23 protein-coding genes are annotated in these 24,731 nt (G+C 40.4%); 13 read left to right on the top strand and 10 right to left on the bottom strand.

Features of this window, described 5'->3' with window-relative positions:
* Positions 1-459 precede the first annotated feature (459 nt).
* The 3 genes from fis to prmA all read right to left on the bottom strand — a co-directional run bounded on the left by fis (position 460) and on the right by prmA (position 3,021).
* A complete protein-coding gene (fis, locus tag Q4575_RS14885; protein WP_215961767.1) occupies positions 460-750 on the bottom strand; it encodes a DNA-binding transcriptional regulator Fis in 291 nt (96 codons plus the stop codon).
* 69 nt (positions 751-819) lie between these two features.
* Positions 820-1,782 carry a tRNA dihydrouridine synthase DusB gene (gene dusB / locus Q4575_RS14890; protein ID WP_215961766.1) on the bottom strand — a complete coding sequence of 321 codons (963 nt, stop codon included), beginning with the start codon at positions 1,780-1,782 and terminating at the stop codon, positions 820-822.
* Positions 1,783-2,142: 360 nt separating this feature from the next.
* On the bottom strand, positions 2,143-3,021 hold the full coding sequence (gene prmA / locus Q4575_RS14895; RefSeq protein WP_303523362.1) for a 50S ribosomal protein L11 methyltransferase: 879 nt from the start codon (positions 3,019-3,021) through the stop codon (positions 2,143-2,145).
* 132 nt (positions 3,022-3,153) lie between these two features.
* On the opposite strand from prmA, the gene Q4575_RS14900 reads away from it, so the two are divergent.
* The 3 genes from Q4575_RS14900 (at position 3,154) to purD (ending at position 6,708) form a co-directional block, all read left to right on the top strand.
* Positions 3,154-4,008 (top strand): 23S rRNA (adenine(2030)-N(6))-methyltransferase RlmJ, encoded by an 855-nt coding sequence (locus tag Q4575_RS14900; protein WP_303523363.1) that lies wholly within the window; start codon positions 3,154-3,156, stop codon positions 4,006-4,008.
* A 278-nt stretch (positions 4,009-4,286) separates the two neighbouring features.
* On the top strand, positions 4,287-5,138 hold the full coding sequence (locus tag Q4575_RS14905) for a class I SAM-dependent methyltransferase (protein WP_215961763.1): 852 nt from the start codon (positions 4,287-4,289) through the stop codon (positions 5,136-5,138).
* 289 nt (positions 5,139-5,427) lie between these two features.
* On the top strand, positions 5,428-6,708 hold the full coding sequence (gene purD / locus Q4575_RS14910; RefSeq protein ID WP_303523364.1) for a phosphoribosylamine--glycine ligase: 1,281 nt from the start codon (positions 5,428-5,430) through the stop codon (positions 6,706-6,708).
* Positions 6,709-6,819: 111 nt separating this feature from the next.
* Here the strand turns inward: purD and Q4575_RS14915 are convergent, their stop codons facing one another.
* Together Q4575_RS14915 and Q4575_RS14920 are read right to left on the bottom strand one after the other, a co-directional pair.
* Positions 6,820-7,227 carry an MAPEG family protein gene (locus Q4575_RS14915; protein ID WP_215961761.1) on the bottom strand — a complete coding sequence of 136 codons (408 nt, stop codon included), beginning with the start codon at positions 7,225-7,227 and terminating at the stop codon, positions 6,820-6,822.
* Complete coding sequence (locus tag Q4575_RS14920) at positions 7,227-8,105, bottom strand: hypothetical protein (RefSeq protein ID WP_303523365.1); 879 nt, start codon at positions 8,103-8,105, stop codon at positions 7,227-7,229. Before Q4575_RS14920 ends, Q4575_RS14915 begins: the two co-directional genes overlap by 1 nt.
* 110 nt (positions 8,106-8,215) lie before the next feature.
* Here Q4575_RS14920 and Q4575_RS14925 point away from each other — a divergent pair, with 110 nt between their 5' ends.
* The 7 genes from Q4575_RS14925 to Q4575_RS14955 all read left to right on the top strand — a co-directional run bounded on the left by Q4575_RS14925 (position 8,216) and on the right by Q4575_RS14955 (position 15,661).
* On the top strand, positions 8,216-9,118 hold the full coding sequence (locus tag Q4575_RS14925) for a phosphoribulokinase (protein WP_215961759.1): 903 nt from the start codon (positions 8,216-8,218) through the stop codon (positions 9,116-9,118).
* Positions 9,119-9,614: 496 nt separating this feature from the next.
* The gene (gene glnA / locus Q4575_RS14930) at positions 9,615-11,021 is read left to right on the top strand and encodes a glutamate--ammonia ligase (RefSeq protein ID WP_215961758.1); all 1,407 of its coding nucleotides are present in this window, start codon (positions 9,615-9,617) and stop codon (positions 11,019-11,021) included.
* Positions 11,022-11,151: 130 nt separating this feature from the next.
* A complete protein-coding gene (locus Q4575_RS14935) occupies positions 11,152-11,676 on the top strand; it encodes a DUF4124 domain-containing protein (RefSeq protein ID WP_215961757.1) in 525 nt (174 codons plus the stop codon).
* An 86-nt stretch (positions 11,677-11,762) separates the two neighbouring features.
* Complete coding sequence (gene glnL, locus Q4575_RS14940) at positions 11,763-12,875, top strand: nitrogen regulation protein NR(II) (protein ID WP_303523366.1); 1,113 nt, start codon at positions 11,763-11,765, stop codon at positions 12,873-12,875.
* Positions 12,875-14,284, top strand: coding sequence for a nitrogen regulation protein NR(I) (gene glnG / locus Q4575_RS14945; protein ID WP_215961755.1), 1,410 nt, complete (start codon positions 12,875-12,877; stop codon positions 14,282-14,284). Before glnL ends, glnG begins: the two co-directional genes overlap by 1 nt.
* A gap of 72 nt (positions 14,285-14,356) precedes the next feature.
* On the top strand, positions 14,357-14,770 hold the full coding sequence (locus Q4575_RS14950) for a hypothetical protein (RefSeq protein WP_303523368.1): 414 nt from the start codon (positions 14,357-14,359) through the stop codon (positions 14,768-14,770).
* Positions 14,771-14,869: 99 nt separating this feature from the next.
* The gene (locus Q4575_RS14955) at positions 14,870-15,661 is read left to right on the top strand and encodes a hypothetical protein (protein WP_215961753.1); all 792 of its coding nucleotides are present in this window, start codon (positions 14,870-14,872) and stop codon (positions 15,659-15,661) included.
* Between the two features lie 59 nt (positions 15,662-15,720).
* Here Q4575_RS14955 and Q4575_RS14960 read toward each other — a convergent pair whose 3' ends face one another.
* Genes Q4575_RS14960 through Q4575_RS14975 form a run of 4 tightly spaced genes read right to left on the bottom strand, consistent with a single transcriptional unit; the run spans position 15,721 to position 19,445 of the window.
* Positions 15,721-16,644: a hypothetical protein gene (locus tag Q4575_RS14960; RefSeq protein WP_303523371.1), complete on the bottom strand. Its 924-nt coding sequence runs from the start codon at positions 16,642-16,644 to the stop codon at positions 15,721-15,723.
* A 2-nt stretch (positions 16,645-16,646) separates the two neighbouring features.
* Complete coding sequence (locus Q4575_RS14965) at positions 16,647-17,825, bottom strand: hypothetical protein (protein WP_215961751.1); 1,179 nt, start codon at positions 17,823-17,825, stop codon at positions 16,647-16,649.
* On the bottom strand, positions 17,812-18,540 hold the full coding sequence (locus Q4575_RS14970; RefSeq protein WP_303523372.1) for a hypothetical protein: 729 nt from the start codon (positions 18,538-18,540) through the stop codon (positions 17,812-17,814). Before Q4575_RS14970 ends, Q4575_RS14965 begins: the two co-directional genes overlap by 14 nt.
* A 5-nt stretch (positions 18,541-18,545) precedes the next feature.
* Positions 18,546-19,445 carry an LPP20 family lipoprotein gene (locus Q4575_RS14975; RefSeq protein WP_303523374.1) on the bottom strand — a complete coding sequence of 300 codons (900 nt, stop codon included), beginning with the start codon at positions 19,443-19,445 and terminating at the stop codon, positions 18,546-18,548.
* 172 nt (positions 19,446-19,617) lie between these two features.
* On the opposite strand from Q4575_RS14975, the gene Q4575_RS14980 reads away from it, so the two are divergent.
* The 3 genes from Q4575_RS14980 (at position 19,618) to Q4575_RS14990 (ending at position 23,848) form a co-directional block, all read left to right on the top strand.
* Positions 19,618-21,177 (top strand): hypothetical protein, encoded by a 1,560-nt coding sequence (locus tag Q4575_RS14980; RefSeq protein WP_303523375.1) that lies wholly within the window; start codon positions 19,618-19,620, stop codon positions 21,175-21,177.
* 41 nt (positions 21,178-21,218) lie between these two features.
* Positions 21,219-23,315, top strand: a complete 2,097-nt coding sequence (locus tag Q4575_RS14985; RefSeq protein ID WP_303523376.1) for a CHASE2 domain-containing protein — start codon at positions 21,219-21,221, stop codon at positions 23,313-23,315.
* An 89-nt stretch (positions 23,316-23,404) separates the two neighbouring features.
* A complete protein-coding gene (locus Q4575_RS14990) occupies positions 23,405-23,848 on the top strand; it encodes a DUF3291 domain-containing protein (RefSeq protein WP_215961746.1) in 444 nt (147 codons plus the stop codon).
* A gap of 107 nt (positions 23,849-23,955) precedes the next feature.
* Here the strand turns inward: Q4575_RS14990 and Q4575_RS14995 are convergent, their stop codons facing one another.
* Positions 23,956-24,222 carry a hypothetical protein gene (locus Q4575_RS14995; protein ID WP_303523377.1) on the bottom strand — a complete coding sequence of 89 codons (267 nt, stop codon included), beginning with the start codon at positions 24,220-24,222 and terminating at the stop codon, positions 23,956-23,958.
* Positions 24,223-24,731 lie beyond the last annotated feature (509 nt).

Raw genomic sequence — 24,731 nt, forward strand, 5'->3', positions numbered from 1 at the left:
TTAGCTTGGTTGATTAAAGTCATGGTCGTAACCACAACCGTAAAGAAATTGGTGTGTAAAAAGTTAGCTGGCTTAATTATTGTCGCGAAACTTAAACCAGCTCAGTTTTAAACTAGACTTCCTAGTAACAAACCATACCTATTTTTACGTAATAATTTGTTTTTAAAACTGTCCTTTTACTTTTAACTTAGTACTTTGCCACTAACTCTGGTTAAAGAGCGCCAAATTAGGCCCGGCATACTTACATCCCTGTAAGTCGCCGGTCTAATCTTCATCCCTGAAGGCCCGGCATACTTACATCCCTGTAAGTCGCCGGTCTAATCTTCATCCCTGAAGGCCCGGCATACTTACGTCCCTGTAGGTCGCCGGTCTAATCTTCATCCCTGAAGGCCCGGCATACTTACGTCCCTGTAAGTAAAAAAGCACCCGAGGGTGCTTTTAATGTTCTCCCAAGGGAGATTAGTTCATTCCGTATTTCTTTAACTTCTTACGTAAAGTACCACGGTTAATGCCCAACATATTGGCTGCACGAGTCTGATTACCGCGAGTGTAAGTCATGATCTCTTCCAATAATGGCTTTTCTAATTCTGATAAAACCAAGTCATAAACATCGGTAGAATCTTGACCATTTAACGTTTGTAAATAGTTACGTACCGCTTTTTTTACTTCGTTACGTAGAGGCTGAGGCTTGTCAGCCGTTTGGATGTGTGCGTTCGTTATAAACGGTGTTGCTACGTTTTGGTCAAACATGTTTATTATTTCTCTATCATTAAAATAAGGTTAAGACTCAAAGCGACATTCAAAAGCGAATGGGCTTTCCTATTCAAATTCGAAATACTTATTTAATGCATCTAACTGTTCATTGCCAGATTCGATAGCGTTAAATAACTTTCTAAAAGACTTATCCGTGTCTTGGTCTTGCAAGTACCACCCAACGTGCTTACGCGCAATTCGGGGTCCCAGTACTTCGCCATAAAGTTGATGCAGGTTTATCACATGCTCCAACAAGATGCCTCGAACTTCCTCTTTGTCAGGGGCAGCGAGATACTCGCCAGTTCGTAAATAATGGTCAATTTCTCTGAAAATCCAGGGACGACCTTGTGCAGCTCGGCCAATCATTAGCCCATCTGCGTTTGTATATTCCAAGACTTCCTTTGCCTTTTCTGGTGAATCGATATCACCATTAGCAATAACCGGAATCGATATGTAGTCCTTTATTTCTCTAATAATGTCGTATTCAGCATGGCCTTTATACATACAAGCCCGCGTTCTGCCGTGTATTGCTAAACTTTGAATTCCATTTCGTTCAGCAATTTTGGCAATTTCAACACCATTTCGATTATCGGTATTCCAGCCAGTCCTCGTTTTCAAAGTGACAGGTACATTCACTGCTTTGACAACCGACTTGACGATTTGTTCAACCAAGTCGGGATATTGCATCAATGCAGACCCCGCCATCTTTTTATTTACCTTTTTTGCTGGGCAACCCATATTAATGTCGATGATTTGCGCGCCATTTTTTTCATTATATGCCGCGGCCTCTGCCATTAAGTCTGGATCCGCTCCAGCGATTTGCACCGCTCGAATGCCGGTTTCACCTAAGTGATCCATTCGGTTCATCGATTTACTTGTTTTCCAAACCTGTGGATTGGACGACAACATTTCCGAAACCGCAAGGCCAGCTCCCATACGTCGACATAACTGTCTAAATGGTCTATCCGTGACTCCAGCCATTGGTGCAACAATTAAGTTGTTGTCCAGAGTGTAGGGACCAATTTGCATGAAAGCGCATAACCTCGTTTAGCATTTAATTAGTTCAATCGTTTTTTAAGTTCAGTCACAATTCTGTCACTGACCAAAAAAAGGGCGGCAAGTTTACTGTTTTTTTAACAAAAATCAAAGGTTGTTTTTTAAACAAATTGTGTATTTTTTGTGGACTAAACTATTGACATTTAAAATTGAGTAAAAACTCGAAAAAAACATTTCTGAATTAGCGAAAAAGGGGTGAAAAAAGCGATTGAAATGATTGACTTTTATATCGCTTAGAGGTTAGCGGCGGGAAAACATTGGCCGACACAGAATGTTCGGCCAAAAAAAAATGATGTAAAAAAATAAATTATTTTAATTTACGTAATTGTGTTTTTAGGTAATCGTGCCGTCAATTCGAACCCATTCGTCTTGTTGCGTGGCCGGATTTAACGAAACACTCGACTGATATGCTGCTGCAACAGAATCTGCCTGCTCTGCTAAAATGCCAGACAAGGCCAATTCTGTACCTTTATGTCCGTAACCCACAATTATGGACTGCAGATCTTTTAACGGGCCAGCAAGAATATTGGCGACAATGACGTCGGTTTCAAATATCGGTGCATCTTCAGGCAAGTATAATTCTATTTGATCTTCTACTTTATTACGTACCGCGTTTTCTAGGCTTGCGGTTATCGCTTTAGGATCGATATCGATGCCAATGGCGCGTTTAGCACCAAGTTTCAAGGCTGCGATGGCTAAAATGCCACTGCCACATCCAAAGTCCAATACCGTTTTACCGGTTAAATCCATACCTTCTAACCATTCAAGACATAATGCTGTTGTTGCATGTGTTCCAGTGCCGAAGGCTAAACCAGGGTCTAATATGACATTACATGCCGTTGGATCAGGAATGTCTAGCCAGCTAGGACAAATCCAAAGTCGTTGGCCAAATTGCATTGCATGGAAATTGTCCATCCATTCGCGTTCCCAATCTTTGTCTTCGACTTGCTCGGTTGTGATAATTGGCGGGACATCAAATGAGGAATGTTGGCTTAATGCAGCAGAAATAAGTGACATGTCAGTGGCGGCGTCGAAAAGTCCGACACAATGTGACATTTGCCATATTTTTTTGTCACCTGGAAAAAGCTCAAAAATAGCTTCATCGTCTAAGGCTGTAAATGTGACAGATACGCAGCCTAAGTCCATTAAGAAGTCACTGATTTCATCTGTGTGTTGTTGTTTAACGGGAAAACGAAGTTGCACCCAAGCCATAGTCTGATTTATTCCTAATTGGACAAAATTGGATTTTAGCCTAATTTGCCAGAGAGTTTCACTATCATTGTTCCTTTTTATGGAGTGACGTAGAATGGCGATGTCAGTCATTACTTCGGAAAAACAAATTTCATGTTGAGTTATCGCCACGGGTTCCATGCGGGAAATCATGCAGATGTATTAAAACATCTAATATTTCAGTTTGTACTGCAATATATGGGAGAGAAAGAACGACCTTATATTGTTGTTGATACCCATGCTGGCGCAGGTGCATATAAGCTCGAAGATGAGTTTGCTCAAAAAAATAAAGAATTTGAAACGGGCATTGGCCCACTTTGGAATGCTGACCGTGCAAACATGCCTAAGGCCGTTGCTGAATATTTAGACGTAGTCGCGAAATTTAATAAAGAAGATGGCTTTGACGATTTAGTGTTATACCCAGGTTCACCTTGGTTTGCTCTTAATCAGCTGCCAATGGACGGGAAAGGGTTCTTTCATGAACTTCATCCAACGGATTTTGATTTATTACGTCAGTTTATTCGCCCCAATCGTTACCGAAAAGCGATAAAAGGTGATGGTTTTGAATTAAGCATGGGCTTGTTCCCACCGGCGCAAAAGCGTGGCGTTGTGATAATCGATCCACCTTATGAAATCAAAGATGACTACGACCGCGTGGTGCAATATGTCAAAGACGTCACAAAGCGATTTAAAGGAGCTGTTATTCTAATTTGGTATCCAGTTGTTGAGAGATACCGGATTGATAAAGTTGAGCAGGGTCTTAAACGCACAGGTGTTAAAAATATCGCGTTATATGAATTTAATGTTGCTAAAGATTCACATGAAAGAGGGATGACCGGCAGTGGTATGATTTTGGTGAATCAACCTTGGAAGTTACCGTCGGCAATGGCTGAAGTTTTACCTTATCTTGTGAAAACACTACCAGGGGATAACAACGACTTTAGAGCAGAACAAATAGTACCTGAGTAGAAGAATGTTTAGAAAGTGCTCAAATGGAATAAATGAGCACTTTACGACGTAGTGTTTTTTGATGATTCATACTCTCCCTTTCCATTTGCACGTCCTCATTATCAATAATATTTATGTGTGTGAACGGTTCGTTGCCTTGCAGTAATTAAATACCGACACAAATACCTATTTGGTCTCTGGAATTTGAGTTAAACCGGAGGTAACAGCCGATAAAACAATAGTCATATTTCCCTAAAAACGTCTACACTGGAGGCATTAGTTAACTAAGGGAAACAATAATGACTTTCGCCAAGAAAAAAATATTACTCGCTGGTCTGTTTGCAGGCCTAGTATCTGTGTCGTGTTCTTCAGTTATGGACTCCATAACCGGTGACCAAGCGGCGTCTAAAGAAGCCATAACCCAAGCTGTTATGAGTGATGCAAGAAAACAAGCAAGTGAGAGAGATGCTTTTCGTCATCCACAACAAACACTGGAATTTTTTGGTTTACGTGACGACATGACCGTTGTTGAAATTTGGCCTGGTGGTGGCTGGTATACATCTATTATTAACCCGGTAGTACAACAAAACGGAGAATTTTACGCCGCTGGATTCCATATGTTTGATGGCGCACCTGGCTATTATCAGCGTTCGATTGATGGATTTAATAAAAAAATTATGAACGATCCGGCTTATGCGGGGATCAAAGTCACTGAGTTTCACCAAACTAAAGCCTTAGATATTGTGCCAGAAGGGACGGCAGACATGGTTTTAACCTTTAGAAATGTGCATAATTTCTATATGGGTGACGGTGATGTAGGTGTTGAAAATGCGTTTAAAGCATTTTACAAAGCGCTGAAAAAAGGTGGGGTTTTAGGTGTTGTAGATCACCGTTTACCTGAAAACTTAGATCAGGAAGAAAACAAGCGTTCAGGGTACGTCAAACAGTCGTTTGTTATTGCAGCAGCTGAGAAAGCCGGCTTTACATTAGCCGCGGCTAGTGAAATAAATGCGAATCCTAAAGATACAGCGCAGCACCCACGTGGAGTTTGGACTTTACCACCACGTTTGGCACTTGGTGATGAAGATAAAGAAAAATACACTATGATTGGCGAAAGCGATCGAATGACATTAAAGTTTGTTAAAAACTAATTTGTTAATGGGGAGTTCGCTCCCCTTTTACTATTGTTTTGATAGCCTAGATTGACCCTAGCTGCTTCCTCTCTTCGTCCCCCGCAAGCTTGCCATAAATAAAAATCACTTTTTTCCGTACATTTCGGTACATTGACAAGTTACGCCATCTAAACGCCCTAATAAGCTCAGTCATGGTTTTAGCTATACATTAGTTGTTTTTAGCACTTTATTTCCAGCAGAAAAATAATTTCATCGTGTTATACTTCCGCCCAAAATTATCTTGAACTTAGCAGAGTAGCAAACAGCCATGAAAATTCTAGTTATCGGTGGTGGTGGTCGTGAGCACGCGTTGGCGTGGAAAGCGGCTCAAAATCCAAACGTAGAGATTGTTTATGTTGCCCCTGGCAATGCCGGCACAGCCAATGAAAACAAACTTGAAAATGTTGCGATAGGTGCAGAAGACGTACCTGCGTTACTACAATTTGCAAAAGACAAATCTATCGATTTGACGATTGTTGGTCCTGAAGCACCTTTAGTTATTGGTGTTGTTGACGAATTTCAAGCCGCTGGTTTGAAAATTTTCGGACCGTCAAAAGGCGCTGCTCAGTTAGAAGGCTCAAAAGCGTTCACCAAAGACTTTTTAGCTCGTCATGATATCCCAACAGGGGATTATGCTAATTTCACTGAAATCGACCCAGCGATAGCTTACGTTCGTGAAAAAGGCGCACCAATTGTCGTTAAAGCCGACGGCTTAGCAGCTGGTAAAGGTGTCATTGTTGCAATGACTTTACAAGAAGCTGAAGATGCGATTAAAGATATGTTAGCTGGAAATGCATTTGGTGAAGCCGGTTCTCGAGTTGTTATCGAAGAGTTTTTGACGGGTGAAGAAGCCAGTTTTATTGTTATGGTCGACGGTAAAAATGTTGTGCCAATGGCAACTAGTCAAGATCATAAACGTGCATTTGATAATGACGCTGGACCTAACACGGGTGGCATGGGCGCTTATTCACCAGCACCTGTGGTTACAGACGAAATTTATACTCGCATTATGAACGAAGTGATTTACCCAACCGTTGAAGGTATGGCGAAAGAAGGCCATCCATACTCAGGTTTCTTGTATGCAGGATTAATGATCGATACTGACGGTACGCCAAAAGTAATCGAATATAATTGCCGTTTTGGTGACCCAGAAACACAACCTATTATGATGCGTATGCAGTCTGACATGGTTGAGTTATGTTTGGCTGCGGTTGCCGGTGATTTAGCAGGTAAAGAAGCTAAATTTGACCCTAGACCTGCTGTTGGAGTGGTATTAGCCGCTGGTGGTTACCCTGGTTCTTATAATAAAGGTGATGTTATTACTGGCGTACCTGTTGCAACGGCTGATTCAAAAACGTTTCACGCTGGAACCAAATTAAACGGCGATGACGTTGTTACCGCTGGTGGCCGCGTATTATGTGCAACAGCGTTAGGTCAAACAGTTACAGAAGCCCAGGCCCTAGCCTACGAAGCGGTAAAACAAATAAAATGGGATGGCGTTCAATTTCGCAACGACATTGCATATCGCGCGATAGCACGAGAGCAATAACACTAAATAATTTGTCTTATTGAAAAATAAAACGCCTGCATTAAGCAGGCGTTTTTGTTTGTGTTACTCGCAAGGCTGTTTTAAAACAAACAGACAATTATCGAATGAGTATTACAAACAACGAAGCATGATGGCGATACAACAACCCATCCCAATCCCCCAACTTAATGAACGCAGTTTGTCCCAATTGACCCAGTAGAAAAATAAATAGCAACAACGAGCAGCGATAAATCCACAACTAAGCAGCGTAATGTCCCGCGAGAGGTTGTCGGTTGCTATGGCAAGTAACACACTTGGCGCAAAAATGATGATGGCTTCAAAACTGTTTTCATGGGCCGCTAAGCAACGCGCGCCAAAACCTGAAAGCTTTTTTTGCTGGCTGCGGGGTTCTTCATTATCGTAGCCCCTGATATTACCACTACCAACCTGACGCATAGCGTGAGCTAAAGGAACTTTAGCGACAAATGGTAAAATGACCGATATGATCAAACAATAAATTACAATCTGCAGTTCACTCATTATTGTGTTTCCTCGTCACATACAAAGGCAAGTTTACTGGCAGATTTATTAACCGCTAATCGGGTTATATTTGTTGGACACTGGTTTGAAAAATCAAATAAAGGCTGCCATGTTTGGTTTGGTGTGTGTAACGACCAAACCATTATTTTAGTTCCCATAGCCGCAATGACCTGATCTGAATTCAGCCAAGTGTAATCTTGCGTTTCTTTAGGCAAAGCTAGGTATTGAGTGATAATTCCTGTCTGTGCTGAAAAGGTATTAAGTGCATTGTTTGTACCCGTTGTGAAACTAAACACCTGATGTTTGGCATTATAATGAAGGGCTCGGCCGATTTCATTAGCGATGACCTTCGCGTTTTCTTGTTCTGGTGACTGAATATATTGCAACGTCATTGGCTCACCCAATACAAATAGAGCCAAATCATTATCAGCGCCCCAAGCATGATATCCAACAGGCTTGATTGTTTTGTTGATAATCGTTTGTTTTTGACTTCCCAATGTTAATGTCCATAACCGCTGTGTACTATCAGGTTCAACTTTAATAAAAGATAAGTTGTTTGACTCAGGAACAAGCGTCGGTGAGTATTCGCTGGTATCTAATGTCTTGGTTATGTTCGTAAGTGTTTTTGAAGACAAGTTGTAAAATAAAATGTCTGTTTGTTGCGCCAATTGAGATGTGTAATAAACCCCAGAACCGTCGTCTGCAAAATAAGGCTGATTGTCATATCCTGGACGCTGAGTAATATTATCTATTTCCACTACGTGTGTTTTTTGCCCATTAGTTGCGATCTGCGCAACAAATATATCGGTTGATGCATACGTTATTGGTAAAAAAGTGGATATACTCAATAACGCAAATTTACCTAGGTTTTTTATCATTTTAGGGACCTAATTATTGTTTTTGTCATAAAATGTTCAGCGCGCTAAGCTTGATTAATTAGAATAATCACTTTATAACAATCTAGTCTCAAAACTAAGAAAAAAGATTTATGTCAGTTAAACACCCAATAATTGCAGTAACTGGTTCCTCTGGAGCCGGCACAACAACAACCACAAATGCTATTACTCACATTTTCCGTAATTTGGACGTGGATGCTGCGATCTTGGAAGGGGATAGTTTTCATCGCTATGCACGTGCAGAAATGGAAATGGAAATTAGAAAAGCGCAAGAACAAGGCCGCCATATTTCTTATTTTGGGTCTGAAGCTAACGATTTTGGAGCATTAGAAAGCTTATTTAAAAGTTATTCTGAAACCGGTAGTGGCAATGTTCGTAAGTACCTGCATTCATTTGATGAAGCCGTTCCGTATAATCAAATGCCTGGTACATTTACGCCATGGGAAGAACTCAGACCCAATACAGATTGTCTGTTTTATGAAGGTCTACATGGCGGAGCGGTTACCGAACAGCATAATGTTGCCCATTATGTCGACTTGTTAATCGGCATGGTACCTATTGTTAACTTGGAGTGGATCCAAAAAATAATTCGCGACACTAACCAACGAGGCCACAGCCGCGAAGCTGTAATGAGCAGCATCGTCCGAAGCATGGACGACTACTTCACGCATATCACCCCTCAGTTTTCTAGAACCAATATTAACTTTCAACGGGTTCCTACTGTTGATACTTCGAATCCATTTAGTGCCAAAGACATTCCGTCACTAGATGAAAGTTTTGTGGTGATCCGTTTCCGAGATGTGCCTAATGTTGATTTTCCATATTTATTACAAATGATCGACGGCTCTTTTATGAGTCGAATCAATACAATTGTTGTCCCGGGTGGGAAGATGGGGTTGGCATTGGAGCTTATATTAACACCATTAATTGAAAATCTAATTTTCAGCCGCCGTAAACTCATTGGTCAACTAGACTGGATCGACAGTAAAAAATAGCCAAAATGCCCATTGCCTCAAAATGGTGCAGTTGTATTTTGGAATTCAATTTTGAACGCTACTTACAGACCTGTAAGTAGATAGCTATCTCAAAAAGTGAGTTAATTTTCATTACTGCATTGTGTTATTGCTAAACTGCTGTAATTTAGGTTGTTGCATTAGTAGTAGCGGTACTCTAATTCAACTTTGGTTATTTCAAATTAGGTCTTTTTTGGATCTAAGAAGGAACTGAACTACGTTATATGTAAAAAAATAACGAAAATCGCGGACAAAATGTAACAACTAAATTACACTCATTGTTGCTTTCTATTGATTAGTCTCATGTTGGTGCGTATTTTGAACCATTGTGGTGCAATGTTGTCGATGGAAACGCAGGGTTAATATGTAACTCATTGTATTATATAACTAAAATTTGATGGCATGAATTTGGCTTTGCCTTATGCACTTAAATGAGCCAAAGGGCTCGAAAAAATATTTTTTTAACTTGGAGAAAACAATGTCTCAAACGGTTTTAAACCTAATCAAAGAGAGCGAAGTTAAATTTATTGACTTACGTTTCACTGACACTATAGGTAAAGAGCAACACATCACTGTGCCTTATCATCAAATTGACGAAGACTTCTTTGAAGACGGCAAAATGTTTGACGGTTCTTCAATTTCAGGATGGAAGGGTATTAATGAATCAGACATGGTTCTTATGCCTGATGCTGAGTCAGTTGTTTTAGACCCATTCACAGAAGAGACTACGTTAAACATTCGTTGTGACGTAATCGAACCTGGTACTGGCCAAGGTTACGAACGTGACCCTCGTTCTGTTGCTAAACGCGCAGAAGCTTATATGCGTGCTGAAGGCATTGCTGATGAAGTATTAGTTGGTCCAGAACCTGAATTCTTCGTATTTGACGATGTTAAATTTAAAACTGACATGTCTGGTTCTTCTTATAAAATTGACGCTGAAGAAGCGGCATGGAACTCAGATAAGTCTTATGAAGATGGTAACAAAGGACACCGTCCTGGCGTTAAAGGCGGTTACTTCCCAGTAGCACCTGTTGACTCTTCACACGATTGGCGTTCAGCGACTTGTTTAGTAATGGAAGAAATGGGCTTAGTAGTTGAAGCACATCACCACGAAGTTGCTACAGCTGGTCAAAATGAAATCGCTTGTCGTTTTAATACTATCGTTAACAAAGCTGACGAAGTTCAAATCTATAAGTATGTTGTTCATAACATGGCGCATGCATATGGAAAAACAGCGACATTCATGCCTAAGCCAATTGTTGGCGATAACGGTACTGGTATGCACGTTCACCAATCACTTGTTAAAAACGGCGAAAACTTATTTGCTGGTGACAAGTATGGCGGCCTTTCTGAAACTGCGCTTTACTATATCGGTGGCGTAATTAAGCACGCTAAAGCGATTAACGCGTTTACCAATGCTTCTACTAACTCTTACAAGCGTTTGGTCCCTGGATTCGAAGCTCCGGTAATGTTGGCATACTCTGCACGTAACCGTTCTGCATCTATTCGTATCCCAGTAGTACCTTCACCAAAAGCACGTCGTATTGAAGTACGTTTCCCTGACCCGTCATCGAATCCTTACTTAGCATTTACTGCGTTGTTGATGGCTGGTCTTGACGGTATCAAAAACAAGATCCACCCTGGCGATGCTATGGATAAAGACTTGTATGACTTACCAGCTGAAGAAGCAGCAGCGATCCCACAAGTTGCATCTTCTTTAGAAGAAGCGCTTAATGAACTAAGTGCTGACCGTGAATTCTTAAAAGCTGGTGGTGTTTTCACAGACGACACTATCGATGCTTACATTGAATTAAAACGCGCTGAAGTTGAAAAACTTAACATGACAACTCATCCAATTGAGTTTGAAATGTACTACAGCTGCTAATATTAATTTAATTCACTTAAATTAATAAATTAGATCTAAGCCCACTCGCATGAGTGGGCTTTTTTTTGTAGCCAAAAAGTTAAAAATTCGCTAGATTATGTCTAACGTCTATTATTTGATATGAGAGAACATGGGGAAGTTCGTAATACTGCTAATTCTAGTATTAATAAGTACTAATTCACTAGCAGCAGACAAGAAAAAAATATACGTTTGGCGTAATGCTGAAGGCGTACTTGTGTTTTCTGATTCTCCAAAACCTAATGTTAAATCAGATACGATAGATGTTTCAAAAACCCCCAATATTATCCAATCTGTTGACGCCTCAATAATTAGTGGCGATACAACAAAAGAAGATCTCCTAGATGTTGTTTCAATCGACATCGTTAAACCGCTTGATCAAGACACGATAAGAGATAACACTGGCTCGCTGTATATCAATGGCTTGATTAAACCATCCTTTAAGCGTGGTATGAGCGTAGTTCTCAAATTCGACGACAAGAAGGTCGCAGGCCCTCAAAAGTCAGCTGTATTCATCTTACGTGACGTTGATCGCGGTGAACACCGTGTTCAGTTAGAAGTTTGGAACGATTCAGGCAAGGTTATTGCAGTAAGTAAGCCAATAACAGTTTATTTGCATAGAGCATCGGTTAATTAACCAAATCGGTGCAATGATATTTGAGAAAAAGCCAGTTTACGGCTAAACTCAATAAACCTATGCACTATATCGGTGCGGATTTTTCCATGAACGAACCAACGTCGTCTAACCCTGGTGTTAGCCAACAAATTTTAGAACAGTTAAGTTCTTCGGTGTTTTTACTCGACCGCAGCGGCAAAATTAAATTCTGTAACGATTCTGCAGCCATGTTGTTTGGGCAAAGTATTCGCAAATTACAGGGACAAATATTTTTTAAAATACTCATATATCATACATTTCCAAAGGCTTTGTTGGCTGAGTTGTGGGATAACGGTCGCAGTTTTGCAGATAATGAGGTTGAAGTCGTATTTCCTGATGGACGTCATTCAATAGTCGAAGTCAGCGCTGATCAGGCGATGGTTGAAGGGGAGACGTTATGTCTGCTTCAAGTTCGTCAAAATGAAAATTTGCGTAAAATAAGCCAAGAAAATACTCAAAAGCACCATATTAGTGCTTCCCGACATCTAATTCGGGGACTCGCCCATGAAATTAAAAATCCACTCGGTGGTATTCGTGGTGCAGCTCAATTATTAAGCCGAAGTCTGGAGTCCGAAGAGCTAAAAGAATTCACTCAGTTGATTATAGAGCAATCAGACCGATTGCGAGACTTAGTGGACCGATTATTAGGTCCAAACACCCCGCCTAAACGTGAAGCCAATAATATCCATATTGTTTTAGAACGAGTCTATAATTTGGTTAAGCTGGACAAACCTGAGTTTATTACAGTTTACCGTGATTATGATCCTAGTTTACCAGTCACCGTTTTTGACCCTAGCCAACTAGAGCAGGCGGTTTTGAACATAGTCAAAAATGGCATTCAATCTTTACTAGAATACGCCGCTAATCAACCAGAAAATTTCGAACCGTTATTAACCATGAGAACACGATTTGCGGGTTCTAAAGTTATGCATGGCACGCGTTTTAAACAAGTCCTGAAAATTTCCATTGTTGATAATGGTCCAGGCATTAGCGATGAGCTAAGAAGTACAATTTTTTATCCAATGGTGACCAACAAGTCAGACGGCAATGGTTTAGGTTTGTCTATTTCACAAACGTTAATCGACCAACACCAAGGCACAATAGAAGTAGATAGTTGGCCCGGACAAACAGCATTTTCGATTTTTATCCCTGTAATACAAGACAATGAAGGAAGTAAATAATGAGTAGAGTTTGGATAGTAGATGACGATAACTCAATTCGTTGGGTCTTGGAAAAAGCGCTTACACAAGATGGATTTGAAGTCGAATCTTTTGCCTCTGCAACTATGATGTTGCAACGACTTGAATATGATGAACCAGAAGCGATTATATCGGACATCAGAATGCCAGAGATGGACGGTATGGAGCTATTGGATAAAATGCAGGCCAGTCACCCGCAACTGCCAATTATCATCATGACGGCGCACTCTGATTTAGATAGTGCGGTAAACGCGTATCAACAGGGCGCATTTGAATATCTTCCAAAGCCTTTTGACATTGACGAAGCGGTTAATTTGACCCGCCGTGCGATTGAACATGGTAAAAAGCGCAGCGGTAAACTGAAAGTAAAACAAAAGCCAGCGTCTGAGATTATTGGTGAAGCCCCAGCGATGCAGGAAGTGTTTCGCGCGATCGGGCGATTGTCACGCTCTAGCGTAAGCGTTTTAATCAATGGTCAGTCGGGAACGGGTAAAGAACTTGTCGCCCACGCGTTGCATAAACACAGCCCACGAAAAGAACAAACGTTTGTTGCCTTGAATATGGCTGCAATTCCAAAAGATCTTATTGAATCAGAATTGTTTGGCCATGAAAAAGGTGCCTTTACGGGGGCTGCAGCTGCACGAAAAGGCCGATTTGAACAAGCCAATGGCGGAACCTTATTTTTGGACGAAATTGGCGATATGCCATTGGACATCCAAACTCGACTATTACGTGTACTCGCTGATGGTCAATTTTATCGAGTCGGTGGTCACGAGCCGGTTTCTGTTGATGTTCGAATTGTCGCTGCGACCCACCAAAATTTGGAAAACTTGGTGGACCAAGGCAAATTTAGGGAAGATTTGTTTCATCGTTTAAATGTCATCAGAATTCACATTCCAGCGCTTCGAGATAGAAAAGAAGATATCCCACAATTGTGTGAACATTTCTTGTTCAAGGCCGCCAAAGAGCTGGCTGTTGACGCCAAAATGTTGTCCAAAAATGCGGCAGAATTTTTATCGCAATACACTTGGCCGGGTAACGTTCGCCAACTTGAAAATACCTGCCGTTGGTTGACCGTAATGGCGAGTGGTAAAGAGATCATTATGGATGATTTACCACCGGAAATGTTAACGGCAACGAGCACCTCTAAAACGGCTAAAGATCCATCCGCGGTAGCTGATGACTGGGTATCGAGTTTTGAATCTTGGTTAGATAAGCGATTAGGCGAAGGTGAATCAGACATTATCAAGGATGCTCAGGCCGCTTTTGAACGGGCTCTAATTGATATTGCATTGCGTCATACGCGTGGCCACAAACAAGAAGCGGCGAAACGTATCGGTTGGGGGCGTAATACCATAACCAGAAAGATGCAAGAATTAAATATGGGTTAGCATTAAACCAGTGGCGACTATTGGAAATTTGATCTAATCTATGGGCAATAATAGGGAATTAGTAGGGTGCTCATGCGATTTAAAGGATTTCGGTCAGAATTAACTTTGTCTTTAGAGGGCAATATTGTTTGGGCTACATTTCGAGGCGCCGCAAGTACTGAGTTAATGTCGTTTTTTGCTAACTCGGTTGAAGAGGTCATAGCGCCTTTAAACGGGGAGTTTTGGGCATTAATTTGCATTTCAGATGACTTAGAAGCTGCGACCCCAGAAGCCGAAGTTATACTAGTTGACGCAATACGAATGAATCAAAACCTCGGTTGTCGAGTCAGTTGTTACGTTTTCCCCACAGCACTTTCTCGATATCAAATGGACCGTGCCTTGAGATCTGCGGGCGTTGCGGATGGAATTGACGGCAAGCTTTATGCTACCAAAGATGAAGCAAAAGCAGCGGCTTTGTCTCATTTATCGAAGATAGCAAAGCGGTAGTATTTAAAGTCCAGTTTTTAGTGATTTACTAAAACTGGACTTGTTGTTTTAAGTGGTTCTGGCTAGTTTTTAGGTTTTAAAACTAGACAAGGATGTACCATGAAAAACTATTTAATAACCGCTTTATTATTCCTATTATTTACCCCAGCCAAAGGTAACTGCGAACTTATCGCCTTTGCCCTTACGGCGGATGGCACCAAAAACCTAGTGAATTACCAAAATCCATTTCAAGCTGGGTTTTCCTCACCTGATGATTATTTTGGCGAATTTAATCCGATAGATTTCGACGCGTTACCAAGCAGTTTAATTGACGAAACACTTAGTTCTCCGGCTGATAATCTCGGATTTAAAAGTATCACCACTGCATCGCAGTTCACCCCTTTATTTGCTTTATCTGACACGGTTAATTCGCAAACCTCCGGGCAGTGGGTCGAGGCTCAATGGTTATTTTCAATTGCTGGATATAACAGTATTAACCTTGGAATCGACTTTGCTGCGATGGGAGACTTTGAAACTTCTGACAAGCTAGAGTTCGATTATTCAATAGACGCTAGCGAACACCAGGCATTGTTTAACATTCAAACCGAAAACAGCAAAGAAATGCAGTATATTATGGCGTCAGGAAAATCAGTGACCTTTCAAGATCCGCTATCGATAGATGGCCAATTAATGACAAACGAGTTTGCCACATTCAATCGAGGGATTGCAGCAACAGGCAATACATTAGCACTTAGATTACGCGTTAAAGCTGACTCTGGAAGTGAAATTTTTGGTCTTCGCAATATTAATATATTTGGCGAAGCGGCACCTGATGTAGTTAACGTACCAGAGCCGGATCACAGAGCCATTTTTCTGTGCGCAGCGCTCGGTCTATTATTAAGAAAGAGATAGTAATACTAATCCGCCTAGTAGCCCTAGGCGGGTTATTTATTAATGCTCAGCTTACCAAATTACCTTTTTGTACGTAGATGTTCATTGAGTTTCATCAGTTCAATATGAACATTAAAAAACTTCTCTAACATAATTGGATTCGACAGCGTGGTTGCCGGTAGTTGACGACTGTTATTTACCAATATGGTTTGAAAGTCATCGGTATTTGATATCTCTAACTGTAGTGATAAGTATTTTTGGTCTTCAATATTAGCGGTGAGTTTTACAGTCCAAAATGCATTGCTAGGTTGGCTTTGAATTGAAAAAGAACGCGATTGAAGGTACTTACTTAATATTTTTACATAAGGTTGCTCGGCGTCAATATAAACCGAGTTGCTTGCTAGTGATAAGCTAGAGTTGTAGGCCGTTAGGTCAAACTGGTAATAGGTTTTTGCCGTATATTGGACCGACAAATTATCAATGACCGTTAAGTGTTTTGCAAATAACTCAGGTCTTACGACAACATTATATAGGTTGAGTTTTTGAGTTAAATATTGATTTAGATTTTGAGCAGTCGTTACAAAATGAAACATTGCCGGAGGGGGAAAATCAAAAAGTGACTCAAATTTTACTTGCTCGGCGAGTTCAAAGTTTCCTTTAGCAGTGGTGCAGGTATCGTTACCAACAAATGAAAAATCATGCTGCAAGGTTGTTTTGTTTAACTTAAGCGTGAGTAAATATTCGATATATTCACGCTGCTTTTTTTTCAGGTTATGTTTATTTGCTAAGGAAGTTGAAATTTGACGATACTCAACGCGCAGGTAATTACTCAAGTTTTGGTAAGAGGTTTCAATTAACGCTTGCTGTATGCCTCTGCCATATAAACAAAGTTGTGTTTCAACGTTGACCATTTGAGTTGTTTCGTCATAACTGACTTTATGGGTCGGGTTAGCAAAAACGGAACTGCTCATTAGGAAACCAAGAACAACGAATAGACGATACATGTTTATAGCCTCGTGGTGACAAAGTCTTCAGGCAGGCCAACAGAGACTGCAAATATTTTTTGTTCATTTGGAACACGAAAAATCGTATTGGCTGATGCTTTTTTTAACTTGTCTGCTTCGTCGCTATTTTTCCATCGAATGATGTGGGCGATGGAACTATTTTTTGATGGTTTAACTTCAGCTACGGCAATAGGCTCTACAAAACCCATTTCGTATCGAAATAAGATCATAGTTTCTTTATTCAAAATACCAGCATTGCGACCTCTATCAAGTGTTGCTTGGTCGTTTCTAAACGCTAAAACCTGGGCGCTTGATGGCATTTCCGTTAATAACCGTGATAGTAAAATGTCAAAAGACTTAGATGCCATGCCAGAAAATACAGCACTGATGTTTTCTAAATCATTGTAATTAAAGCCAGTGTAATAACGGTTATTAACTTCGGTATAAACAAAAAACTCTTTGTCTCGCACGTCCGTGCCTTTTACCCGAATTTTTCCGATGTTTGGATAGGCCAGTTTTTCTTTGGTAAAAGGGTCGATAACACTGGTTGTCATTTCGACATTATACTGAGCGACGCCATTGTACTCGGCGTAAAATCGTTCTGCGGTTTTTATGGTGTCGAGTTTAATTAGGTAGTCTGGACGCAGAACTTTTTTGTTCGCAATAACTTGCGCCAATTCCATTGCATCCTGTTCCATAAATTGTTGAGTTTGCTCTGTTTCGGTAATCGTATCTCGCGTCACGATGCGGAATCGGTTTACGCCGGCTAGTTGATTTTCTAACATCAATCCGAGACGATCGTTAGTGAGTTGCTCCATTGCATTGCGTTCTTGCTCATTAGTGGTGACGATTCGGTTGTCACCAAAATAAATACGTACGTTTTTCTTCTTCAATGGGCAGGTGGACGATTCATTATCTATGGAAAAGTTACATGAATTTAACCCTTGGGTGTCAAAGTTTGACGGTACTTGTATATCTTTGTCTTCAAATTTATAGGCTGAGCGAGCGACCGTTATAGTTGAAGACACATTATTTGGAACGAGGTTGTTGGTCGTTTTTTCCGGATATTTAACGTCAACACCAGAACAAGCAAGCATAAAAAGGGATATGCAAAACGACGCACAAACTTTTAAGGGAGTTTGAAATTTGTGTTTAGTGACCAATGGCTCAAAGTTTTTCATCTAATATCCCTTGAATTTTTTTCGTAATCTCTAACACTGCTTTTTCATCGTCAATAAAGTCATTGGCAATTGACGCCATGTGAATGCGTATTTCAGCAAGGTTATAAGCTTCTGATATTTTACCTGCGTTTAACAACATTGTGAGTGCATCTGCACCGAGTAATTCTTCTGAATTTTCTTGAAAAAATGAGGCTAAACGAACGGTTTGTTTAACTAATTCACCTGCCAAAATGGTGTTTTGTTTTTGGATCTCATCATTAGCGGTTCGGTAACGTTGGAGTTTTGGTCCAATTTTTTGGTCTTCTGTTTCCGCCATCATATCAAATCGACGAACCTCTTCAGCTAGCTCTTCACTTGACTTGCCTTCATTTGCATAAATAAACGAGGTTACATCTTTGTGATCATCAACAATTAGCGTATAGCGACTTAATAGCTCATATTGGTTTTCAAAAATACTCAGTATTGACTCTGTTACCGAATCCATGAGGTTCGAAACCTTAACCTTTTTAAACCCAATATTTTGCATATCAATACTGATCCGGGTTAATCGCTCACCGCGGGGCAGTTTCTTTGCTTCTTCTTCGGTAACGATTTGATGCTCTCCAAATCCGACAAAGCTATTACCTAGTGCGTCGGTTTGCGGCGTCATCACACAACCCGTTAAAACAGCGGTGACGAAACTGACAGCTAAAATTATTTTTATTATTTTTTTCACTGTTATTACTCCGGAACAATACTGTTAAGAGCGGATACTAACGTGCTCCAAGCTATAGATTTATCTTTATCGAATTCAAACAGGTCGATTTTTTTAGTTAAAACAACATCACCATTATAGGAAAAAAAGACCTCGCCAATGGCACGATATGCATGGTGATCATTTTGCATCGAATATTGCAGTTCAGGGCCAACTAAGGTCAATTTTAATGTATTAGCCTGGGATGAATTTGAAAACCCCTTTTTGAGCAACCGGTCGGAATAAGATTTTGCCAATCCTAATTCATCTTGTTTATTGGTGATCACAGTGAAAGCGGTTTGATTAATTCGGTCATTGCTTGCGATTCGAAAGCGATTCAGTGCATTTTCGATTGTTTGTACCGGTTGTTGATAGGCGCGCAGCAACGATAAGTACTTTTGATATAGAGGAAGGTATTCGTCTAATTTAAGTCGATTAACCAAAATTTGTGCGGCTGGCACCTTGTCACTATTGGTCAGAGGCAAGATGACATTTGAGAAGTTATCCCGAATGGAATTAAATACGGTCATTTTGTCGACGGAAACTAATACGTGGGTTTCTTCGCCTTCTACATGGGTTTTGATTATTTCGGTTTTTACGAAGGTCAATTGCTCCGAGGCTTGAACTGTGGACATGTTGAGTCTTTGGTTAAGCTTACCGTTGTCTAAGTTAGAGTAACTCTCTGTCTCACTTTCAACGTTGACAATTAGTCGTAAAGCTAAGTTTGTTAAGGCATTAGACTTAGCTACTTCTAAAGAACTACCAGAGCCTACTGAATAGAAATTTGATTGTGAATCGAGGGATGGTGCATGCACCCAATTAGGAATAGATTGAGCGCACCCAAACTGTGAAAGCAATAATAACATTATTGTCCATATAGTTTTCATTGATCCATTTCACTTAGTATTTATTAAAGTCGACATTTAAAGACTATCTACACTTTATAGAATAGTCAATTTCACACTGACTAAACAAAATAAAAAGTCTTAATCGACAAATAAAAGTTCTCAAAATTGCGTTAGATGCAGTAGACTAAAGTTAACTAAAAGGGAGATGGTCATGTTCAAAAAATCACTTGTCGTAGCACTGTTATTATCAACAATAACGGGGTCATATGCTTCGGATGAAAAGGAATTTAAAGAGTGGTTAAAGCAGTATAAGAAAGAATTTAAAACCTTTGTCGATGAACATGACAAAGAGTTCGCTCAATTTTTAAAGGCAAACTGGGTTGAAACCGAAGTAGAACCTGAGGTGAAACGCGATTCGAAACCTAAAGTGACTGCCCCTCCTAAAACGAAGCCAGAACCAATTGTTGAAGTAGAGGCTGACCCGCAGCCAGTTGTTCTTTTGCCGCCAGCAAAACCTGTTGAGCCGGTTCCGCCCCCAGAAATTGTTAAAAAGCCAGATCCTGTTCCTTCCGAACCAGAACTTGTTCACAAACCAACTGAACCAAAACCGCTACCTAAACCAAAGCCTAAGCCTGTTGTTAAACCAGCGCCTGAGCAGTTTGTTTATGTGAAAAAAGGCGAAAGCAGGACAACAGTGAGAATGTTGGGGCAAACATTGGTGATGCCGAAACTAGACGCCAAGCCGCTTGGGATCAGAAAATTAGACAGTAATACGATTGCCGATAGCTGGTTGTCGATGGCAAAAACTCAGTTTAAAGATCAGGTGGCAGCTATTAAAGCTGCAGCTGACGATTTGGCGTTAGATGATTGGGGCCAAGCACTATTAACTCATGAATATTTGGTTTCGGGCTCACGACTAAGCAAGAACGATATGCAGTTATACAGTTGGTTTTACCTTGTTAAGCAGGGGTTTAATTCCAGAGTTGCGTACAACGATGGCAAAGCTTATTTAATGCTGAGCGTGAAACAAAAATTGTTTGGCCAAAAATACTTTTCTTTGAAAGATGGCAAATACTACTTTGTTGATCTTGCCGAAAAGCAACCCATTAGTGTTGGTAGTGTGTATACCTATGACAAGCAACATAGTTCGGCAAGTGAACAAGTTAATATTGATTTAAGCGTTGCGCCGAAACACGGAACCGCTGATAAATCACGAAAATTAACCACAACAATAGACAATAAGTCGGTAACGGTGAGTACGCATTACAACTCTTCGTATATTGAGTTTTTAGATCATTATCCTCAGTTGAGCATGGAATACTATTTTCAAGCTGAGTTACCCGACGGCACCAAACAGGAACTGCTGAATCAATTACGTCCTTATATACTGGGCATGTCAGAGCAACGCGCTTTAAATGTTATATTGCACTTTGTACAGAAGAGCTTGCGTTATCAAACAGACCAACAGCAATTTAACTATGAAAACTATTTGTTCGCCGGTGAAACCATTCATTATCCTTATGCTGACTGTGAAGACCGAGCGGTACTATTTGCCTATCTAGTGAAAAATTTGCTAGGGAATGAAGTTGTCGGTTTACAGTATGACGGGCATATAGCGACCGCCGTTGCCGTAAAATCGGATATTCAAGGTGATGCATTTACGGTTAGAGGCAAACGTTTTGTGGTTGCGGATCCTACGTTTATCAACGCTAATATTGGTCGTACGATGACAGGTTATGAAAATCAATCACCACAAATCATTTCGTTCTGATAGATTGGTTATATGCAACAGTATAAACGGTAAGGGTTTACGTGAATAAACTAATAATAAAATTATTTGCTAACCGCTTGTCGGTTTTTTATCTGTTTTTATTCACTTTGATTACCTTTAATTATTGGCCTAGTTGGGCTGAAAAGTTTTCATATCAGTTTACTGATCTAGAAATATCGCTACTACATAAGTTGGGATATCATCATGAAATAGATGACCGCGTGGTTGTCTTGGATGTTGATGATAAGTCGATAGACGACTTTGGACGTTGGCCCTGGCCACGTAGTTTAATCGCCGATATGTTTGGTCAACTTGATGCTGCGTCTATTGTGGTAGCGGATATGGTTTTTTCAGAACCGTCAAATGACCCAGCCGAAGATCTTATATTTAGTAATACGCTCGTTGATATGGACAATGTCATTCTAGGCTTTTTCTTGAGGGGAAGAAGCCAAGAACAGGGTGGAGATGAGTCTTATCCCTATATCGAAAACTGCGCTTTACAACGGGTTGAAATAACCTCTACGTATGTCAATTTGCCAGCCATTAAAAATGCTGAAGTTAATATCCCATTAATCGCAGATGCTGCAATGTCCTGTGCGTTGTTCTCTGTCACTGCAGATAGTGATGGTATTTATCGAAACTATCCTCTGTTGTATGTCTATCAAGATCTCGTTTTACCAACTTTAGCGGTACAAGCATTTCAGTTTTACACCAATAAAGAGCTTGAAGTTCAGTTAGATAATACTGGAATTAGAAAACTGACAGGTGATAATTTACTCATAGAAAACCAAAATTCTGTACTGTTAAACTTTCCAAGGAAAATAGCTACTGTCAGTGCATCTGATGTCCTAAATGGTCATATTTCTCCAGAGTTTTTTGAGGATAAAATTGTACTCATTGGTTTGTCAGAAATAGGACTTTATGACATTCGACCCACCGCCCTTGACCCATATACTCCCGGCGTTCATCTTCATGCGGCTGCTTTGTCTAATATGTTGCAAAATAATTGGTATGAGCACGAGTCTCAAGTCAGTATGATTTTGGCTTTAGTCAGTATTTTAATCTTGTCTATTTTTGCCAAGCTAATTGTAAATGACGGGTTGCGGTGGGGATTATACGTTGGCTATTTTGGCGTAATTTTTGTCGCGTCAATGTCGTATTTGTATGTCGCAAATGAAGCATTAAAGGTATTTGAAATACTATTTTACAGTTTTGTTTGTTTGATCATATTGGAGTTTAAGAACTTCTTGATGACACAAAATCGCTATCGATCAGTCAAGTCTGCGTTTAGCTCTTACGTTGTACCTCAAGTTGTAGAAAGTATTGTTGAGCAAGGGATTAGTGCTGATCAAAAAGGCAATCTAAAGGAAACCGTTGTGTTGTTTACCGACATTCAAAACTTCACAAACCTGTCGGAAAACTTAGAACCCCAGGAAGTTATTTTACTGCTCAATACTGTATTTGAGCCTGTCACTGAAAATATCATTAATAATGAAGGAATGTTGGATAAATACATCGGCGATGAAGTGATGGCGTTGTTTAATGCCCCAGCCGATATAGAAAGATATCAAGACAAATCAATCATTGCTGCGATTGGTATTCAACAGGCAGTTAAAGAAATTAACTTAGAGCTGCAAACCTTACAATTACCAAATATTGCATTGTCACTCGGGCTCGCCCAGGGACCTGTAATCGTCGGAAACATGGGGACGCAGCTAAGATACAATTATACGGCTGTTGGCAACACCGTTAATTTGGCGTCGCGTATCACGTCATTGAGTAAGGTGTATGGGCAGCACGTTTTAGTGACAAAGGATTTGTTGTCTCAATTATCCGATCAGTATCGCAATATGTTTGCTTTTGTCGACCAAATAATTGTGAAAGGGAAGAGCACAGCAACAGAGGTTTATGGTATCGAAGACGCCTCGAAGTCATTTAACGAAATTGCTCAAACTATGTACCTTCGGGCGTTTACCCTGTATCAAAATGGCGACTTTTCCGCGGCGGAACAAGAATTTATAAAATTAGAAAATGAATATCAGCACAAAGCCGCCCATTGTTTAATTGAACGTTGTCGCGCTCTTAAAAATGACCCCGATTTAGAATGGGATGGTATTTATCGGTTTGACCACAAATAATAAGCAAGTGAACAAAGTTTAGTTTGTTATTCAAACTAACTTATCCCAAGTGCTTAGCAACATGCTAAATAGTCTGAAATGGAGCCCAAATGCATCTAGCACAATTGAATATCGCCACAGCAAAATTTCCTTTAGACGCACCTGAAATTAAAGATTTTGTCGATAACTTAGAGCCCGTAAACTTGCTTGCTGAAAACAGCGACGGTTTTGTGTGGCGATTAAAAGATGAATCTGGTGATGCAACTGCAATAAAGATATTTGATGATCCTAATATTATTGTCAATATGTCGGTATGGACCTCACCAGACGCTTTAAAACACTTCATGTTTAAAACACACCACCGAGACTTTTTAAGTCGTAAAAAAGAATGGTTTGATGCATTGCCAGAACAAAATTACGTAATGTGGTGGATACCTAAAGGACATATTCCAACGCTTGAAGAAGCCGTAAGTAAACTTGAATTCGTTCGGAAGCATGGCGACACCAATCAAGCTTTTACCTTTAAACGAGTTTTTGATTTTACTAGTTTATAGGTGTAACCCTGTACAACGTATTTAGATAGAATTTAATTACGAATAACCAGAAATAACGTCATTCCAAATAAACAAAATGCCGTCATCCTAAAAGAGCCTCGGCGATATTAGGGATCTCCAACCAAGTGCAGAGGAATCACATAATTCGCCTTGCAGGCTGCGCCTTTCTTTGCCCTGCAGGCGGCTATTTCGACTGCGTCGACCATTTCGACTGCGTCGACCATAATGGCGCGAGCTTGAAGTTTGTTTGCCTTGCAGGCGGCTATTTCGACTGCGTCGACCATAATGGCGCGGGCTTGAAGTTTCTTTGCCCTGCGGGCGGCTATTTCGACTGCGTCGACCTTACTTTTTTCAACAGCCAAAAAAGTAGGCAAAAAGGCCGCTTTCGGCCAAATCCCTAATCCTTATTTAAGATTTATATTATCGTCGAAGACGGAATGTAAGTATGTCCATATACAACCATCCCTTGCAACGGCGTCCCTGCCGTTCACTTCGAGATATAAATCTCAACTAAGGGGGATTTAGACGAAGTAATATGCAGTCTGAAATTTAGGTGAAATAATCTGGTGGTTTAGATTAAAAACGTCATTCCAAACCAAACAGAAAAAAAACGTCATCCCAAAAGAGCCTTAGCGATATTTGGGATCTCCAACCAAACGCAGAGGAATCAAATATTCCGCCCTAAATTGACTCATAATTTCAGAACAAAAAACGTCATTCTAAAAGAGTCTAAGCGATATTAAGAACCTCCAACCGAGTGCAGAGGAAGTGCATAATTCGCCTTGCAGGCTGCGCCTTTCTTTGCCTTGCAGGCTGCGCCTTTCTTTGCCTTGCAGGCGGCTATTTCGACTGCGTCGACCTTACTTTTTTCAACAGCCAAAAA

The organism is Psychrosphaera sp. 1_MG-2023, from assembly GCF_030548245.1.
In the GTDB taxonomy this organism is placed as follows: domain Bacteria; phylum Pseudomonadota; class Gammaproteobacteria; order Enterobacterales; family Alteromonadaceae; genus Psychrosphaera; species Psychrosphaera algicola.